Annotated in this window: 13 protein-coding genes; 6 read left to right on the forward strand and 7 right to left on the reverse strand. The window is 55.4% G+C overall.

What is annotated here, in order from left to right:
* Window positions 1–16 precede the first annotated feature (16 nt).
* Window positions 17–1204, reverse strand: a complete 1188-nt coding sequence (locus tag NG42_RS13270; RefSeq protein WP_052899931.1) for an efflux RND transporter periplasmic adaptor subunit — start codon at window positions 1202–1204, stop codon at window positions 17–19.
* A gap of 266 nt (window positions 1205–1470) precedes the next feature.
* On the opposite strand from NG42_RS13270, the gene NG42_RS13275 reads away from it, so the two are divergent.
* The 4 genes from NG42_RS13275 to NG42_RS13290 all read left to right on the forward strand — a co-directional run bounded on the left by NG42_RS13275 (window position 1471) and on the right by NG42_RS13290 (window position 4003).
* On the forward strand, window positions 1471–1827 hold the full coding sequence (locus NG42_RS13275; protein WP_052899932.1) for a helix-turn-helix domain-containing protein: 357 nt from the start codon (window positions 1471–1473) through the stop codon (window positions 1825–1827).
* 261 nt (window positions 1828–2088) lie between these two features.
* Window positions 2089–2553 (forward strand): ribonuclease domain-containing protein, encoded by a 465-nt coding sequence (locus tag NG42_RS13280; protein ID WP_052899933.1) that lies wholly within the window; start codon window positions 2089–2091, stop codon window positions 2551–2553.
* A gap of 2 nt (window positions 2554–2555) precedes the next feature.
* Complete coding sequence (locus NG42_RS13285; RefSeq protein WP_052899934.1) at window positions 2556–2825, forward strand: barstar family protein; 270 nt, start codon at window positions 2556–2558, stop codon at window positions 2823–2825.
* Window positions 2826–3067: 242 nt separating this feature from the next.
* Window positions 3068–4003 (forward strand): omptin family outer membrane protease, encoded by a 936-nt coding sequence (locus NG42_RS13290; protein WP_053115651.1) that lies wholly within the window; start codon window positions 3068–3070, stop codon window positions 4001–4003.
* A gap of 38 nt (window positions 4004–4041) precedes the next feature.
* On the opposite strand, the gene NG42_RS13295 is transcribed toward NG42_RS13290, so the two are convergent.
* From NG42_RS13295 to NG42_RS13305, 3 genes are read right to left on the reverse strand one after another with little or no spacing between them, the layout of a single operon-like run.
* Entirely contained in the window at window positions 4042–6429 is a 2388-nt protein-coding gene (locus NG42_RS13295) for a virulence factor SrfC family protein (protein ID WP_052899935.1), read from the reverse strand.
* On the reverse strand, window positions 6426–9395 hold the full coding sequence (locus NG42_RS13300) for a virulence factor SrfB (RefSeq protein ID WP_052899936.1): 2970 nt from the start codon (window positions 9393–9395) through the stop codon (window positions 6426–6428). Before NG42_RS13300 ends, NG42_RS13295 begins: the two co-directional genes overlap by 4 nt.
* A 2-nt stretch (window positions 9396–9397) precedes the next feature.
* On the reverse strand, window positions 9398–10660 hold the full coding sequence (locus NG42_RS13305; protein WP_052899937.1) for an SrfA family protein: 1263 nt from the start codon (window positions 10658–10660) through the stop codon (window positions 9398–9400).
* Between the two features lie 592 nt (window positions 10661–11252).
* On the opposite strand from NG42_RS13305, the gene NG42_RS13310 reads away from it, so the two are divergent.
* Window positions 11253–12308 carry a 2,3-butanediol dehydrogenase gene (locus tag NG42_RS13310; RefSeq protein WP_052899938.1) on the forward strand — a complete coding sequence of 352 codons (1056 nt, stop codon included), beginning with the start codon at window positions 11253–11255 and terminating at the stop codon, window positions 12306–12308.
* A 101-nt stretch (window positions 12309–12409) separates the two neighbouring features.
* On the opposite strand, the gene NG42_RS13315 is transcribed toward NG42_RS13310, so the two are convergent.
* Both NG42_RS13315 and NG42_RS13320 read right to left on the reverse strand, forming a co-directional pair.
* On the reverse strand, window positions 12410–14329 hold the full coding sequence (locus NG42_RS13315) for a sigma-54-dependent Fis family transcriptional regulator (RefSeq protein WP_052899939.1): 1920 nt from the start codon (window positions 14327–14329) through the stop codon (window positions 12410–12412).
* Window positions 14330–14507: 178 nt separating this feature from the next.
* Window positions 14508–15686, reverse strand: a complete 1179-nt coding sequence (locus NG42_RS13320; protein ID WP_052899940.1) for a benzoate/H(+) symporter BenE family transporter — start codon at window positions 15684–15686, stop codon at window positions 14508–14510.
* A 98-nt stretch (window positions 15687–15784) separates the two neighbouring features.
* On the opposite strand from NG42_RS13320, the gene NG42_RS13325 reads away from it, so the two are divergent.
* A complete protein-coding gene (locus NG42_RS13325; protein WP_052899941.1) occupies window positions 15785–16354 on the forward strand; it encodes a helix-turn-helix domain-containing protein in 570 nt (189 codons plus the stop codon).
* A 3-nt stretch (window positions 16355–16357) separates the two neighbouring features.
* Here NG42_RS13325 and NG42_RS13330 read toward each other — a convergent pair whose 3' ends face one another.
* Window positions 16358–17380 (reverse strand): AI-2E family transporter, encoded by a 1023-nt coding sequence (locus NG42_RS13330; protein WP_052899942.1) that lies wholly within the window; start codon window positions 17378–17380, stop codon window positions 16358–16360.
* Window positions 17381–17384 lie beyond the last annotated feature (4 nt).

The following is a 17384-nucleotide window of genomic DNA, read 5'->3' on the forward strand; positions in this document are numbered from 1 at the left end:
GATTCTCTGGTTGGCATCAGTTAACGGCAGCGGAGCCGGAGCGGGCGGTCATTGCAACGGTACTGGCATTAACGGCCATTCCCGGCATAAACACTTTTTGCAGTCCGTCGACTATCACTTTGTCGCCAGCACTGAGGCCGTGACGCACAATGCGCAGCCCGGCGGCCAGACGGCCCAGCTCAATATCCCGACGCTGTGCTTTACCTTCTTTATCAACCACATAGACATACTTGCGATCCTGGTCGGTCAGTACCGCTTTATCGTCAATCAGCGTGGCGCTGAATTCGGCACTGCCGGGTAAACGCACACGGGCAAACAGGCCAGGGGTAAACAGACGCTGGCGGTTATCCAGCAGGGCGCGCATACGAATGGTGCCGGTGCTGGCGTTCAGCTGGTTATCAAGGAAGTCGAGCTTACCCTGATGCGCATAGCCCTGTTCGCCTGTCAGACTTATTTCGACCGGCAATGCCGTATTATCGGCACCCGCCGCTTGTCCCTGACGAGCCAGCTGCTGATAGCGCAGAAAAGTGGCTTCATCAACGTCGAACCAGACATACACGGTGTCAAGTGATACCAGGCTGGTCAGCACGCTGGCGCTGTCTCCGGCGCTGACCAGGTTACCTTCAGTGATCATGGCACGGCTGGCGCGACCGGCAATCGGTGCGGTGACTTTAGTAAAATCGAGGTTCAGCTGTGCGATATCCACGGCCGCCTGCGCAGCCAGCACCTCGGCCTGAGCCTGGGAAGCGGCAGAGCGGCGCTGCTCCCACATCTCCCTGGAGACTGCCTGGCTGCCAATCAGCTGTTCGGTACGGCCGGACTCACTGCGTGTCAGTTGTGCCTGCGTGCGGGCGCGCGCCAGTTCAGCCTGAGCCTGTTCCAGCGCCGCACGGTAGCTGCGGTCATCAATCGTAAACAGCAGCTGGTTTTTTTGTACTTCCTGGCCCTCGCGATAGTTCACCTGAGTGATATAGCCAGAAACGCGCGGGCGCAGCTGAACGCTTTGCACCGCTTCGATACGGCCATTAAACGAATCCCACTGGCTGACCGGTTTAACCACCACCTCGGCGGCGCTGACGGCGGGCGCTGGCGGCGCGCCATTTTGCGCGGCGCTGTTATCGCATCCGGCGAGCAAGGTGATGAGCAGTGCTGTCCCCAACAGGCGCTGTCCATAAACAAGCAAAGGTTTTTGCAGGCTTAGCATTATTTTTTTCCTGATAAAAGTAAAAGGAGACGTTTTGCCTCCCTGATGCCACAGATTTTGCAGAATGGTAAGGAGCGGGGGGATTAACTGCAAGAATTACTGATACACTTTATGTGCGGTTTTGCAATGTTATGAAAAAGGTGGAAAATCCTTGTTGCCAGCAGGGTTTTAAATGCAATAATAAAACTTGCATTTAGCCCAAAGATCACTCAGCATAAAGTGTAACTGATATTATTGCTATTCGTCACCGTGACGGGAGAGAGAAGATGAGAAGTGAGGCATTCATTCACGATCTGCTTGACTGGATTGATAACCATATTGAAGGGCGACTGGATCTCAACACCGTTTCTGAACGCGCCGGCTATTCCAAATGGCATCTGCAACGCATGTTTAAAGAGCACACCGGTTTGCCGCTTGGCGAGTATATTCGCGCCGAGAAGCTGAAAAAATCTGCCGACCGGCTGACGAACAGCGACGAGCCGATTCTGAACGTGGCGATTTCACTCGGATTTGATTCTCAGCAGTCGTTTAACCGCAGCTTTAAACGCCAGTTTGGTCAGGCGCCAGGGGCGTGGCGCAGAACCTCCAGCCATGCACAATCAGTCGAGAGCATGCACCGTTAAGCCTGCGCCAGGGCCGGCTCACCCGGCCCGCGATGTAATTTTTTGTCCCGGCTTTAACCACGCAATAATAATGAAGAAGCGTTTCAACTATACCCGTGACGGGATGTCAGGGAGTGTTGCTGCCCGAAACCGATATCCGAACCTCTCTCAATGACGGCCTTTAATCCTGCCGCTGACGCCAGGCTGGAATCCGCAAAGCATTGTGATTGTCTGAGTCTGAACGGTTATAATCGCCGACATACATATTGTTCAGGTATCAACATGAGTAAAAAATTGTGGGTAGCGCTGCTGGTGGCGATAGTGGCAGCGGTGGCGGGATTACAGCCGGGCAAGCAGCAGACTCCGGCACCGCCACAGTCCTCCGGGCAGCAGACCCGCGTGACGCAGGGCGATATCAGTGAGTTAACAGCTGAACGCCGGGTGGCCGGTTATCTGCAACAGCATCAGCGATTGCCGGATTACTACCTCACCAAAAGTCAGGCGCGTCGCCAGGGATGGGATGCGAGTAAAGGCAACCTGTGCAATACGCTGCCGGGTAAAGCGATTGGCGGCGATCATTTCTCTAACCGCGAAGGGCGCTTACCGCAGCAGCAGGGAAGAAAATGGTTTGAAGCGGATGTGAATTATCGCTGTGGTCACCGCAATGCCGATCGTCTGCTGTATTCCAGCGACGGGCTGATATTTGTGACTAAAGATCATTATCGCAGCTTTAATAAGGTGAATTAATCATGCGGATAATCAGCCTCGACTTTCGTTATATCGCCGATCGCGCCGAGTTTTACCGCCAGTTTGCCGAGAAATGCCAGCTGAGTGAGGCGTTTGGTGCCAATCTTGATGCGCTGTGGGATGTCCTCACCGGTGAGTTAGCCTTGCCGGTTAAAATCGAGCTAACACATCTGCATCGGCATCCGCACAGGGCGCAATTCGCCGCGATTATTGCCACGCTGGAAGAGGCGGCCGAAGAACTTGATGGCGCGCTGCTATTAACACGGAATTAAATCACCTATAAATTCTCCTGTTATTCTGAGGCATAGTAATATTATGCCTTTCGGGTTTCTGTTATGCATCTATTTAATTTTTCCACTCTATTATCTGCGTGATTCCAGCGATTGATAAATGAAAGGTTTTTATTACTCTGCATATTATTTTAGTGATAATTAAAATAAGCCACGAAAAATCAGAGTGAGATCTGATGGTTTTAATCAATGGATTAACGTTAAATTTAACAAGGAAGAAAACAATGAAAGTGAAGTGTATCGCGCTGGCGGCAATGTTTCTGTCAGGAAGCAGTTGCGCCGAAAGTGATATCTGGCGGTTAAATGACAGTGCCGACTCTGTTGCTGTCGCGACCTCGCTGGGATGGTTGGGTGGCCGTGCGCAAGAGTCCGTCTATGTCCCAAACGGTGGCGGTAAGCTTAGCCAACTCGACTGGAAAATAAAAAATGCTGCAATCATTAAAGGTGACATCAGCTGGGATGCGATGCCGTGGCTGACCGCCAATGCCCGCGGCTGGAGCACCCTGACCTCCGGCAAAGGGCATATGGAAGATCGCGACTGGCTGTATAAACAGCAATCAGATCCCTCGCACTACTCCTGGCATTCCAGTACGCCACTTAATTATGCCAATGAGTTTGATTTGAACCTGAAAGCCTGGCTGCTGAAGGGAGAGGGTTACCGTGTTGGACCGGCGGTAGGTTATCAGGAAACCCGCTTTAGCTGGACCGCGTCAGGTGGCAATTATCGCTACGATAATGGTCAGGATACGGGAAGCTTCCCGGATAATAAGTCGGTGATTGGCTATCAGCAAAAATTCTCCGCGCCCTATATTGGGATGGCGGGACAATATCGCGCCAGCGATATTGAATTTAATGCGCTGGTAAAATATAGCGGTTGGGTAACAGCCAAAGATAATGATGAGCACTATTTGCGTCAGCTCACTTTTCGGGATAAAAGCAATCGTTCAGGCTATTATTCACTTATGGTCGATGCTGGCTATTACATCCTGCCAAATACCAAAGTTTATACTGAATTAACTTATAATCGCTATCAGGAAGGTAAAGGCGGCACCGAAGTCATTAATAACAACAACAAGCTGACTAAACGAGTAGAAGGTGATGTTGCTGGCATTGCCAATACCTGGTACAGCGCGGCTGTGGGATTACAATATTATTTTTGACGTCAAAGCCGGGGCCTGTTTTTCGCCCCGGCGATGATTCAGCCTTTGATTACTTGCACGATTTCTATCAGTTGCTGGCGCTGAGCCGGTTGTAATTCGCTGCCCGCACAGTCAGCGCTGTTCTGCACAATTAGCGCATTCAGCCCGACCAGCCAGTCATAAATATAAAACGCCGTGGTATTGGCCGGGGCAGCCGACAGACGCGTCAGGCGGCGGGCATCGCCAAAGCTTACCGTCGGCGTTGCGGGCTGAGCAAAGATCTTCTGGCCGCGATTAATGCGGCTTTCCGGGCGTTGCGTTTCACTCTGTTGCAGAAACCCGAGCCAGGCGACGAAATCCCCCAACACCGTTAATGCACGTGAAACCTGGCGATCGGCTTTGGCTTCACGGTTGCCCGCCGTGGTTTCGCTTTCAGTTAATATTTTGCGCAGTGATTCGCCGACCTTCAGGCGGAAGCTGGCAATGATCAGCTCTTCAACAAGCAATTGCAGCGTGGCTTTATCGATATCCAGCAGCTCCAGCAGCGAGGCGTTTTCCGGCAGATTACGCAGATGATTTACCCAAAAGCGCTGGACGTTTTGCGCAAACTGGCTGTCATCATCCGTCTCGGCGACAGACTTTTCCGGTGCGGCATCCGGCAGTTCACTGAACAGGTCAAGGGTAATACCGATACCAAAATGGCTTAGCGCGCTGGCGGTAGAGAATTCTGCTGCGGCAGATGGCTGATGCAGCCACAGACGACGCAGCTGGTCGCGGGCGGGTTGCAGTCGCTCCAGCAGCTCGCCATGCAGGCCGGTGCGGGTTTGCAGCGCTTTTAGCAGTGTTTCAGCGATCTGCTGTTTTTTCAGCGGCAGCTGAGTGTCGCTGTCGTTTTGATTCCAGCTTCCCAGCAGGTTATCCGCCACTTCGCGTTGCAATTCGGCGATCTGTTGGTTGATTCGAGCAGTTTTCACATCACGACGCAGCGCCGTTGCCAGCCAGTTTGTCATGCGCTGCATACCGCCACGATCGAGCACCAGCATCGAGCCCCACATATCGCCCGCATTGCCGATGCGTCGTTGTACCGCTTCATCGTGATTGTACTGGAAATGGCGTTGATCATAAGGCGTAATCGCCCAGATCAGGCCCGGTTTACCGGCACTGCGCACCGCGGAATTTTCCCCCTGTGTGGTGCGCACCCAGTAATCCAGCGCTTTGCTGGCTGCTTTGACCTCATTGCGGTTACCGGCGGCACCGCATACCATCAGCAGATTGATTACCTGGCGCTCGCTGTAATATTCCAGCAGATAGCCGCGTTTCGCCTGCATCAGATCGGCCACCAGCGGATTTTTTAGCCGCGCATGCTGTGCATCCTGACGCAGCGATTCATCCCGCGGTTCACCACCCGCCGGGATATCCAGCACATCCGTCTGAGCCGACAACGCTTCACCCGGCAGCGAACTTAGCGGTACGCGTAACTCCACAGTAAGCAGTACCAGCTCCGCCAGCGAAATATCCCGCGCGTTTGCGGCGCGTCCGTGTTGGTAAGGCGCGACCTGGACATAGCTGTCGTCGGCCCTATTTAAACGGGCCGCGCTGGCCGGATTCAGCAGCAACGCTGCCGGTAACTGCGCCTCGTCGATCAGCAGGCTCAGCGGTGCCAGCACTTTTTGGCAGCCGGAAAGGTGTTGCAGCGTGTGCGCCAGCTGACGCCACAGGTCGGTGAGGGCGGCGTTACCGTCCCACAGCAGCGCAAACAGCCGGGCGCGATCGTCGATGGTCAGCCATGGCGCTAACGCGATTGCGGCTGGCCAGAAATCACCGGCCAGCTGCTTCTGGCGTGGCGCATCGTGACGCAGCATAAAATCGTAAATCGACACCATCTGGTCACTGGTGATACCCGCGACCGCTTGCGGCTGACGATGGCGTTGCAGGTGGGTCAGTTGCTGCATCATCTGCACTTCATCAAACACTGCGGCGGACTGCGCTAAACCGCAGCTCAGCACCATGCAGGTGATATCGGCTTCACTAAACAACGTCAGTTCACAGGGCCAGTGCGGATTTTCACTGACGGGCTGATGACTGAAGCGAGTGACAATACCGCAATCCTGATTGCCCGGATTGATATGACTGTAATAGTCGAGGGTTTTCCCCGCCATTACGCTTTCCAGACGCTGTTGCGCATCGCCTGCCAGTGACGAAATCAGCGAGGCCTTGCCTGCCTGCGACTGACCGTAAAACGCGAGGGTGTTGCGGGTCGCTGCAGTGGCATGCAGCTGGCGCGCCTGATGACGGCAGCGACGTAATTTCGTTGTCAGACTGGCGGCTTCCATATCCAGACGCGTGGCGCTGTTGCGGCTGTTATCCAGCCAGGTCAGCGCCTGGCCGATACCGTCACCAATCGCCTGCAACCGGTCAGACTGTTGTTCCGGGGTGATAGATTTCATTTCTTAAACACGCTCCCACTGTCTATCCAGTATTGTGCTGCGCTGTTGCCGCTGGCAGATAAGGTATTCAGACTGAGGCGTAAATGCGCCAGCGGTACCCGGCTGCCGTCAGCCAGACGCGCATCGGCAATCTCAAAGCGCTCCGGGCTGTACGGGTCTTCACCGGCAACCACCCGCAGTTTGATACGCAGCTCGCTGTCACCGGCCACTTTGCGCGCCAGGCTGTGATCGGTGATGGTCAGACTGTAGAGCGGCGAAGCGGGCCAGCGGTGGTTATCCAGCTGGCGGAAACCGAGGCACAATCCACCGCGAATGCGGAAGCTGGCTTTACTGTCGAGGGTAAACTCCGGCTGATCAAGGTCGATATCCCGGTAATAAACATTGCTGCTGCTCAGCAGATTATCGGCCTCTAGCATGCCGAGATAGCGAATGGTTGAGTAGGGCTGAAAATCACCGGCACGGAACCAGAAGCTGGAGAGTCTGAGGTCGAGCGCCAGCAGGCACAACATGGCGCCGACCGCGGCGGTGGATTTCGGGTTATCAATCCGGCCGAGTTTATTAAATGGATACCAGTCGCTGGTGTGATAGCCCTCCAGCGATAAAATACGGCTGCCTGGCAACGGTTGCAGATGGCGGAACAGCGCCTGCACGCCGGGGAAGCGCGACGGACGACCGGTCAGCAGCAGCACGTCGCAGCTGTACAGCGACACCACTTCCGCCATTGAGCGTAGCGTCTGCACAATCGACATCCGGTTGGATAAGAATTCGCCGTGCAGTTTATTCAGTTTCAGGATTAGCGGAACCTGTAAAATATCGAATACCTGATCGCCATTCAGAGCGCGTTGCAGCTCGCCATTGATATACTCCAGAACCTTGTGGGTCGGCGGCTCGGTCAGCATTTCCGCAAAGGTGGCATCAATTTCCGCACTGCTGTCGAGCGGATCAAAGCGCTCGTAATTTTCCAGGATGGTGCGCGCTAACGGCATAAAAATCTGTAAAGTGACCTGCTGACGCAGCGTCGAGTGCGCATCGGTGCGGCCATCATGGCCAAACAGTTTCGCCATCAGCACTTCAGGATTCAGCAGCCCGGCGCTCTTCAGCGCTTGCTGCAACGCGGGCAGCACATACAGCTGAATCATATCGAGTAAAATATCATCGCCCGCCACTTTAAAACCTTCGCGGAACAGCAGGCGCGGATTGATTTTCACATTGTTGCCCGTACCGTCGTCCAGCGCGTAGTGCGTGATCGCCAGATCGGTGGTGCCGCCGCCAATATCGATCGAAGCAATGCGCAAGGTTTTACCCGGCTGCTCGTCGGCAGCCAGCGGGCGATCCGGTCGCGCCATGCTGGCAAAGAAATCCTCTGCGCGTCCGGCAAAATTGACCTGAGTTTCATTAAACAGGTACACCATCTGACCGCAGGTCGCTTCATCCCACTCCATCTGCACCTCCGGCACCGGCTTTTGACTGCTGGCTTTATCGCTGTGGCTGGCAAACGGCGCATCGACCGGATGCCAGCCCATCGCTTTCCACACCAGCGCAATCGCTTCGTTCATCCGGCGACGAAAAATTTCCCGCTCCGGTTTTGGCATGGCGGAAGGGAGCGTCAGGATAATATTTCGCAGCTGACGCGGGGCAGTGCTGTGCGGCATTTTCATCCGCTGAGCCGCGCTGTTAATCTGCATCAGCGCCTGTGCCAGCAGTTCGCACAACATAAATGTCATTAACGAGCTGCGGCTGTATTGCGCGGAAAATACCGGCAGGCGCTCTTCAGACGGCAGCGCATACAGCGGCTGGCCTTCATCATTCAGCAGATTCATCAGCGGGGCGGCGGTGGCTGCTGCTTCGTTGCTCTGATTGAAACGCCAGCCCGGCAGCCAGCTCTCTTCATCCCACAGATAACGGCGCGGGCTGGAAATGCCGGTCGCGCCCTCAGTACCAAGACGTTGCACGGCCATCCGGCTGGCTTCGCGACCGACGCGTGTCAGCGACGGCCAGACAAAGGCGTTTTCACGGCCACTTTCCAGCGAGAAGTTCGCTTTACCAAAATTGGCCTGAGCGAATTCAACGCGGCTGGCAAACATCTCGTTATACACATGCTGAGGCTCAGCCAGATCGCGCAGCTGCAACTCATAGGTCTGTTTCAGGCCGTTACTCTCATCGGCATGATCTTCCACCAGAATGCCGCAGGTATGTGAGTTGCCGACATCCAGAATCAAATCCACATTGACCACCGGTTCCTGGAGCGTGGCGGTGTGTATTTTAATTTCATTCAGTTGCAGCTGGCCGCCGAGCAGATTCAGCAGGTTAAGGTAGTGCGCCTGATACTCGAACGCTTTCAGACCGATTTTCACATTAACCGCATGACGCTGCTCACGCAGCCCCGCTTGTTGAGTAAACACTTCACGTAACCAGCCGTCGATCCAGGTGAGATCGAGGAACTCGCCCAGCTCATCGTTGTGCCACGCCAGCGCGAAACTGACGCCATTCTGTGCATCGCTGGCGCACAGCGCCAGGGTTTCATTATCGTCGCCATCCGCGCAGCTTTGGGTATCAAAAGCCAGACAGGCGCGATGAGTATGGCCTTGTTGGTCCGGCGTCTCCAGCCTGCTGATGCGCACGCGCGCCCAGTTTTCCGGGCCGCCGAGAAAATTGCGCGGTGGCGTACAACGCAGCACCGGCAGCGGCAGCCAGATATCTTCCAGTAACGCCAGGGACTGCTCCAGCGTAAAGCTGAATTCCGGTTTTACCACCTCCGGCGCGATGCCCGGTGCCATACGTAGCTGATATTTGCCGCTTCTGCTTTCATGCTCCAGCAACAGCAGCGGGCCATTGGCGGTTTTACGCACAAATTTGCCCGGCATGTCCGCATCCGGTTGTGCGCTGATGGCGAAGTCGAGGAACTGAATACCGCTATCCTGAATCAGCGATACTTTCTGGTTAAAATCGGTAAGGGGGGCCAGCATGGTCACTGAGTCTCACGTTTCATCGTCATCGGGAACACCGTCTCGGTGCCATAGCGCGCTTCGCAGCCAGCGGCACCGCCGGTCGCTTTACAGACAATTTCCGGCATTTTATAGCGGCTGCCATCGCTGCAACGGGCGGTATAGCGGCTGTTAATCACCAGATTGCCCGAGCTCATCAGGCCGGCAGCAATATCGGCTTTGCAGCGGATACCGTCCCCCTGAGTGATGCGTGCGCTGCCCGCGCCATTTTTAATCTGATATCTCAGGCTCGGTGGCTTTCCGGTGGGTAAATTGTTGGTCTCCAGCGTGACGCGCCAGCGACCATTGAGAAATTGGGTCGAGCCGAGTTTTACCGCATCAGCAGGCATCACCAGATCATCTGCCGCGGGGATATCAGCGACCGCCTTGACGGGTTTTTCACTGAGCGACTCGGCAATTTTTGGCGCTTCTGGCCTGTCGACAGACGGCACTGGCGCAGCGGGTTTCTCGTCACTTACCGCTACCGGCGTTTTCGGCGTTTCAGTGACTGTCACTGGCGGCGTAACAGGTGGTTTCGCCGTGTCGACCACCGGTTCACTGCTGGCCTGCGAAGGGGCGTACTGATATCCGACCAGCGCGCTGGCAATCGCCAGGGGGAGCAGCAACCAGCCGGCACGACGCCACAGACGTAATTTCTTTTGTGGCTCTGGCATCATAACTTGTGGCTCAGGCTCAGCGGCCTTCAGCGCAACCATGGGTTGCGGAGCAATCTCAATCGGTAGCAGCGGCGGCGGGGTGACTTTAAGCGTGGCGCGCAGACAATCAAGGGCATCGACGCGTGGCTTTTTATCGAGGTCGACAAAGCCCCAGAAGGTGATAACCGGTTTGCCATCTACCAGATAAAGATAGTTCTGGTCGGGAAACTGGAAAACTTTACTCAGCAGGATACCGAACAGCCGCATGGCGGGTTTCTGCTCGCTTTGCGCCCGCTGGCTGATGGCGTCGACTTCCGACTGATAGCTTGCCAGCAGGTGAATGGCGGCAGTGCGCTCGCTGTCGCTGGCGGCGATCCACGATTTTACTTTGCCGCTGAACGGTGCGTACCAGTCGATACGCTCACCCCGTTCATCAGGCTGAGGAATTGCCAGACAATCGGCGATTTTTGCTTGATTTCGCAGACGTAATGTCTCGCGCAGCGGGAGTGCAGAAGCGTAAACCGGCTGGCCATTTTCCCCAAGCGCCAGCACCGCATCCAGATTTCCGCTGCGTAAAAATGATTTTGCCACGTATCAGGGCCCTTTTATCACGATGCCTGAGGCAGAAAATAAGGTGTTATCCGGAATTGTGATGATTTTAATGCTGCCAGCGGCAGATCAAACGCCGGAATAGGCACTAAAAGTGGCAACTGTCTGTGGCATCGGTGGGCTGGGAAATTCAATACATCGACGCAGCGATTAAATCCTGAGTAGAAAAAAGTTTATCATTCCTGATGCGCCAAAATTAATAGCAGCGATAACCATCTCCTACTAAGCACGCAGCGCTCTCACTTATATCTTCAGCAAGACATAGATCCACATCCTTGGTGAAACCACGTTGAATCAGTTCTGTTGCGAACTGCGAGTAACGCCAACCTCATCAGCGCCACACCCTGTAACAGCTGTCACTGTTACAGCCGTAACACTGTAACCTGTCGATACGGTGAAAAATGCGGCAAATCCGCACAATTAAATGACATAAATCAACATTTTAATCATTTTAACCACGTTTTTTCCTTTTCTAAACCTGGCATGAATTTCGCTATCTAAAACCTGAACAAGCTTTCCGCAACCGTAGAGCGCGGCAGGGGAAAGTTTTATTTGTATTGAAATGGAGAATCAAATGAAAGCTGCACGTTGGCATCGCGCGCGCGATATTCGGGTTGATGAGATTGATGAACCTCAGGTTTCAGCAGGAAAAGTCAAAATTAAGGTCGCATGGACCGGGATTTGCGGCAGCGATTTGCATGAATACCTTGCCGGCCCGATCTTTGTGCCGGTGGAAAAGCCACATCCGGTCAGCGGTGATATTGCGCCGATAGTGATGGGCCATGAGTTTTCCGGTGAAGTGGTGGAAGTCGGTGCTGGCGTCAGCAAATTTAAGGCTGGCGACCGGGTGGTGGTTGAACCGATTCTTTCCTGTGGCGAATGTGAAGCCTGTCGCGCGCAAAAATACAATCTCTGTGAAGGCTTAGGTTTCCATGGTTTGTCCGGCGGCGGTGGTGGTTTTTCCTCATTCACTGTGGTTAACGAACAGATGGTTCACCGGATGCCAGACGGCCTCTCGTTTGAACAGGGGGCGCTGGTGGAGCCTGCCGCAGTGGCACTGCATGCCGTGCGGATGAGTACGCTTAAAGTCGGTGGCAAAGCGGCGGTGTATGGCGCGGGGCCGATTGGCTTATTACTGATCGAAGCGCTGCGTGCTGCCGGGGCGTCAGAAATTTATGTGGTTGAGCTGTCACCTCAGCGTGCGGCGAAAGCGCAGGAGCTGGGCGCACGGCTGGTGATCGATCCGACCAAAGAAGATGCGGTAGAGCGCATACGTCAGCTGACCGATGGCGGCGTGGATGTGGCGTTTGAAGTCACCGGTGTGCCGGCGGTGCTGAAACAGTGTATTAACAGCACCAGTTTTGAAGGCGAGACGATTGTCGTGTCGATCTGGGAAGGTGAAGCGGCGTTTAACCCGAACACCCTGGTGCTGAAAGAGCGCTCGGTAAAAGGCATTATCGCCTATCGTCATATTTTCCCGGCGGTAATGGAGCTGATGACCCAGGGCTATTTCCAGGCCGATAAGCTGGTAACCAAAAGAATCGAACTGGCGGATATCGTCGAAGAGGGCTTTGAGACGCTGGTGCGCGAGAAGCAGCAGGTTAAGATTCTGGTGCGTCCGGCACATTAACGGACCGGTATGGGCGGCAAGAACGCCGCCCGTACAAGACTATCAACGCGGGAGCCGGGAACGGCTCCGCTACGGGTCAATCATACATTTACCTGTTTAACTTAATGGCTGTCCAGCGGCGAGCGAATACCCAGCCGCTGCATCCGGCGGTAAAGTGTCATACGGCTAATCCCTAGCTGGCGCGCCACCGCCGCCCGGTTCCACTGTGCGGCGCGCAGGCTTTGCAGTAGCTGTTCGGCTTCGGCACACTGCGGTTGCGGGCTGGCAAAAATGGCGGTTGTCGCGCTGACCTGTAATTCTTCCGGCAAATCATGAGGTTCAATCCAGCCCTGTTCAGCCATCTCACACGCGTAATCGAGAACATTGCGCAGCTCGCGTAAGTTGCCCGGCCAGTGGTGCTGTTGTAAACAGTGGCGGGCGGCGGCGGAGATGCCATATCTGGCGGCCAATAGCGTATCGATTAGCGCATCAAGATCGCTGCGTTCGCGCAGTGGCGGCAGCGTAATGCGTGCGCCGTTAAGACGATAATAGAGGTCGGCACGGAAATGCCCGCTATCAACACGTTGTTGCAGTGGATGATGCGAAGCGGAGATCACCCGCACATCGATGGGTATCGGCCGCGATGCGCCGACCGGCAACACTTCACGCTCCGCCAGCACGCGTAGCAAGCGTGACTGCAATGCCAGTGGCATATCGCCGATTTCATCAAGAAACAGCGTGCCGCCATTTGCTTCCTGAATCAGGCCGCGCTTCGGTTTACTGCTGGCACCGGAAAAGCTACCGGGCATTGCACCAAACAGCTCACTTTCAATCAGGGTGGCCGGGATCGCCGCACAGTTGATGGCAATAAAAGGTCCGGCCGCCCGCCCGCTGGCCTGATGAAAGGCTTTGGCAAAAATTTCTTTGCCGCTGCCGGTCTCGCCGTGGATCACCAGACTCAGAGACGAATTCAGCAGCTTTGCCGCGCGTTGCAACTGACGATGGAATGCCGCATCGCCACTATCCAGTGCCGTCAGCGCGGCGGGAAGGGGTGATGAGACGATTTGCCGCTGTTGACGACGCGGTGCTGGCGCGACCAGGGCGCTGATTATCAGTGAACGCTGGCTGTGCAGCAGATCAAGGCTGGCTTGTCGGTCGGGGTAAACCGGCAACTGTTCAAACGATTGCTGAAAAATCTGCGCAAAGCGCTGGCCGCGCAGTGGACTGAGGCTGTGCAGCGCCAGCGCGCTGAGACCCAGCTCAGTTTCCAGCATACGCTGCGCACGATGATTATGTCCCACCAGTTGCCCGCTGTCGTTAAACGCAAGCAGAAATTCACTGTCGGCAGCGAGGCATAAATCGGGCTCACTGAGCCTGAGTATCCAGTCCTGGCGATGGCGATGGCTGAACCAGGCATTCTCAATCTGGCGGGCGGCGATCTGCGCAATTTGCAGTGCCAGGTGCTGATTGTTTTTTGGCTGCGGAGAATGCAATGCCGAAATATCAACAATCGCCAGCAGTGGACCGGTGGGGTCAAACAGTGGAACCGCGCTACAGGTCAGCGGGATATGGGTGGCATCAAAATGATCGGTCTGATGCACCGTCAGCGCTTTGCCGGTCGCCAGTGCGGTGCCAACAGCGCAGGTGCCAGCGCTGGCTTCGCTCCACTGCGCGCCGGGAAACAGTCCGGCGCGGCGTAACGGGATTTCTGCCTGTTGGTCGCCGCAATAATCAATGGCAACGCCGTGCGCATCGGTCAGCAACGCCATATAACCCGCCGGTGCAATCTGCTGGTAAAGCTGCGCCAGCCCTTGCTGAGCGATGTGCCTGAATTCGTCGAGCGGCTGACGGTGGTCGTTCAGCTCGCGGGCGGTTAAAATTCGGGCCTGCTGCATGCGGCCAGGCTCAAAGCCGTAAAGCTCAACACAACGTCGCCATGAATCACGGATCTGCGGATCATAATGCTGTACGGCCATCGACGACGGGGATGCGCTAAGGGCATTGACCACCGTGGCAATATGTTCTCGCTGAGTGAGGTTCACTGTTCAGTTTCTCCGCTGGCGTTGCTTTTGTGCGCATGATTGTATCAGGCAACGCCAGCGGAGTGGGGGAATGACATGATCGGACAGCGATAATCCGCAGGTTATCGGATTAGCCTCAGACCAGGTTAAAAGGTATGCCAGACCAGGGCTGAAAGAATGAATACCACTAACATCCTGTTTAGCGGGCGCGTTGCGGCAGCGTTAAAATAATATGTGCCAGCACGCCACCCATTAATCCCCAGAACGCCGCGCCGACGCCGAGCAACGTCACGCCAGAAGCGGTAATTAAAAAGGTGATGATTGCCGCGTCGCGCTGCTTGCTGTCGCTTAATGCCTGTTGCAGGCTGCCGGAAAGCGTGCCGAGTAGCGCCAGTCCGGCAAGGGTATGAATCAGTGCGGTCGGCAGGGCGCTGAACAGCATGCCGATAGCACCGCCAAATACGCCCGTCACAAGATAGAAGCCCCCGGCGGCGGCGGCGGCGAGATAGCGGCGCTTTGGATCGGGATGCACATCGTCGCTCATGCAAATCGCGGCGGTAATCGCGGCAATACAGACCGAAAAACCGCCAAAAGGTGCCAGTAACAGTGAGGTTAATGAAGTCCAGCTCATCAGCGGCGATACCGGAACCGCATAGCCCGCTGCTTTCAGGGTGGCAATACCAGGGGCATTTTGTGAGGCCATGGTCACCATAAAGTAAGGCACGCCAACACCCAGCAGTGTCGATACGTTAAACTGCGGGGTGATAAATTCCGGCACGGCAAAGTGCAGTGACTGCTGCGGGAAAGTGATATTTCCCTGTATTAGCGCCACCGCCAGGCCGACCAACAGCGTCAGCATAATCGCGTAACGCGTCATAAAGCGGCGTCCGAGTAAATAAGCCAGACACATTCCGCCGCTAAGCGCGAAATTGATCTGCAGCGAGGCGAAAGCCTCAAGGCCAAAACGCAGTAAAATTCCGGCCAGCATCGCGGCGCAAATCGCCAGCGGAATGATGTTCATCAGTCGGGCAAACAGTCCCGTGATGCCGCAGAGAAAAATCAGCCCGGAAGCGAAGATAAAAATGCCAATGGCTTCATTCAGCGCAATGCCGGGCAGGCTGGTGATCAACAGCGCCGCGCCGGGTGTCGACCAGGCCGTCAGTACCGGCACGCGATAGTAAAGTGACAGGCCAAGTGAGGTCATCCCCATCGCCAGCCCCAGCGTGGTCAGCCAGCCGCCAATTTGCAGCGCGGAGGCGCCGGCGGCTTCAGCCGCCTGGAAGATAATCGCGGCGGAACTGGTATAGCCCACCAGTACCGCGACAAAACCGGCAATTATCGTTGAGCTGAAGTGTGAGTCCGACGGTGTTGCGCGCATAGCCCGATCCTGATTGTGCGTTATAGCGCACAACGATAGCATCGTGCGTTATAACGCACAAGTCGCTATAATCAGCACGGGTTTTACGGGGATCGGCAATGGAACAACTTAACCAGCATCTGTCACAAACGCTTAAACAGCTGCGCAACGAGCGCCAGTGGAGTCTGACTCAGGCGGCAGAGCTGACCGGGGTCAGTAAGGCGATGTTAGGGCAGATTGAGCGGGGAGAATCCAGCCCGACGGTGGCGACACTGTGGAAAATCGCTACCGGGTTTAACGTGGCGTTTTCAGTGTTTCTCGGCGGCGCTGCCGGGTCACCGCCGCCCGGCGTGCAGCGCTATGCCGATTTGCCGGTGTTCAGTCAGGACACTGCCGATATGCGCGTGGTACCGCTGTTTCCTTTCGATAACCTGCTCGGTTTCGATATGTTTGTTATCGATCTGGCACCCGGTGCGGTCAGCGAATCGTCGGCTCATGAACCAGGGGTGATCGAGCATGTGATTGTGATTGAAGGTGAGCTGGAATTGATGGTCGATGGGGTGTGGCATCAGCTGGCGGCGGGCGAAGCGCTACGCTTCCAGGCCGACCGCCCGCACAGCTATCGTAATACCAGCCAACACAATGTGCGTCTGCATGATTTAATTCACTATCCACCGGCTGTGCGCTGACGGTCAGCGCACATTATCACTCAGCAGGATCGCCAGTTTTTGCCCGCCCTCAAACTGCTCCAGCAACAGTTTGACCACCACCGTCAGGGGCACCGACAGGATCATACCGACCGGACCGAGCAGCCAGCCCCAGAACAGCAGCGAGATAAATACCACCAGCGTGGATAAATTTAAACTTCTGCCCATCAGGCGCGGTTCAAGAATATTCCCGAACAGCAGATTAACCGCCAGGTAGAAGGCAATCACGCCAAGTCCCGGATACAAACCATTAAACAGCAGCGCCTGAATAATCGGCGGAATGGCGGCGATGATCGAGCCGATATTGGGAATATAATTGAGCGCAAAGGCCAGCGTGCCCCAAAGGAAGGCGAATTTAATATCCATCACCCATAACATCAGCCAAACCGTCAGGCCTGTTATCAGGCTGATCACGGTTTTTAATACCAGATAGTGGGTGACACTTCTCAGACCATGACGAATTGCCGCCATCGCGCGGGAAGGTACCGGAAACAGGATGCGTCCTTTCTGCTTCAGGCTCGGAACTTCCAGCAGCATAAACGCGACCGTCATAATCAGCAGGAACATGGCGGTCATCGCATTGGAAAAGTAACCGACCGCACCGGACACCAGCCGCACGGCAATCGACGGATCGATATAATGCATCATCTCATCGAGCGAGATATTAATCCCCATGGTCAGCAGCAGGGCGCGGGTATCCAGCAGCGGCTGAGTCAACATGCTGCGATATTGCGGCAACGTGCGGGCAAATTCATTGAGCGTGCTGCTGAGCGCCGCCACCAGCAGCAGCATAATCACCACAAAACAGCACATCAGCAGCAGAATGGCCAGCACGCGTGGCACGCGGATCCTCTCCGCCAGACGGATCAACGGATTCAGTACAATGGCAAAAAACAGCGATAAAATTAACGGCACCACCAGCGCCGACGCGGCTTTCAGGCTGGCAAAAATCACCAGCAGCATGGTGATAATTGCCAGCACTCTGACCAGTTTATCCGTCGATGACATTAAC

It is taken from the genome of Winslowiella iniecta (assembly GCF_001267535.1).
Classification (GTDB): domain Bacteria; phylum Pseudomonadota; class Gammaproteobacteria; order Enterobacterales; family Enterobacteriaceae; genus Erwinia; species Erwinia iniecta.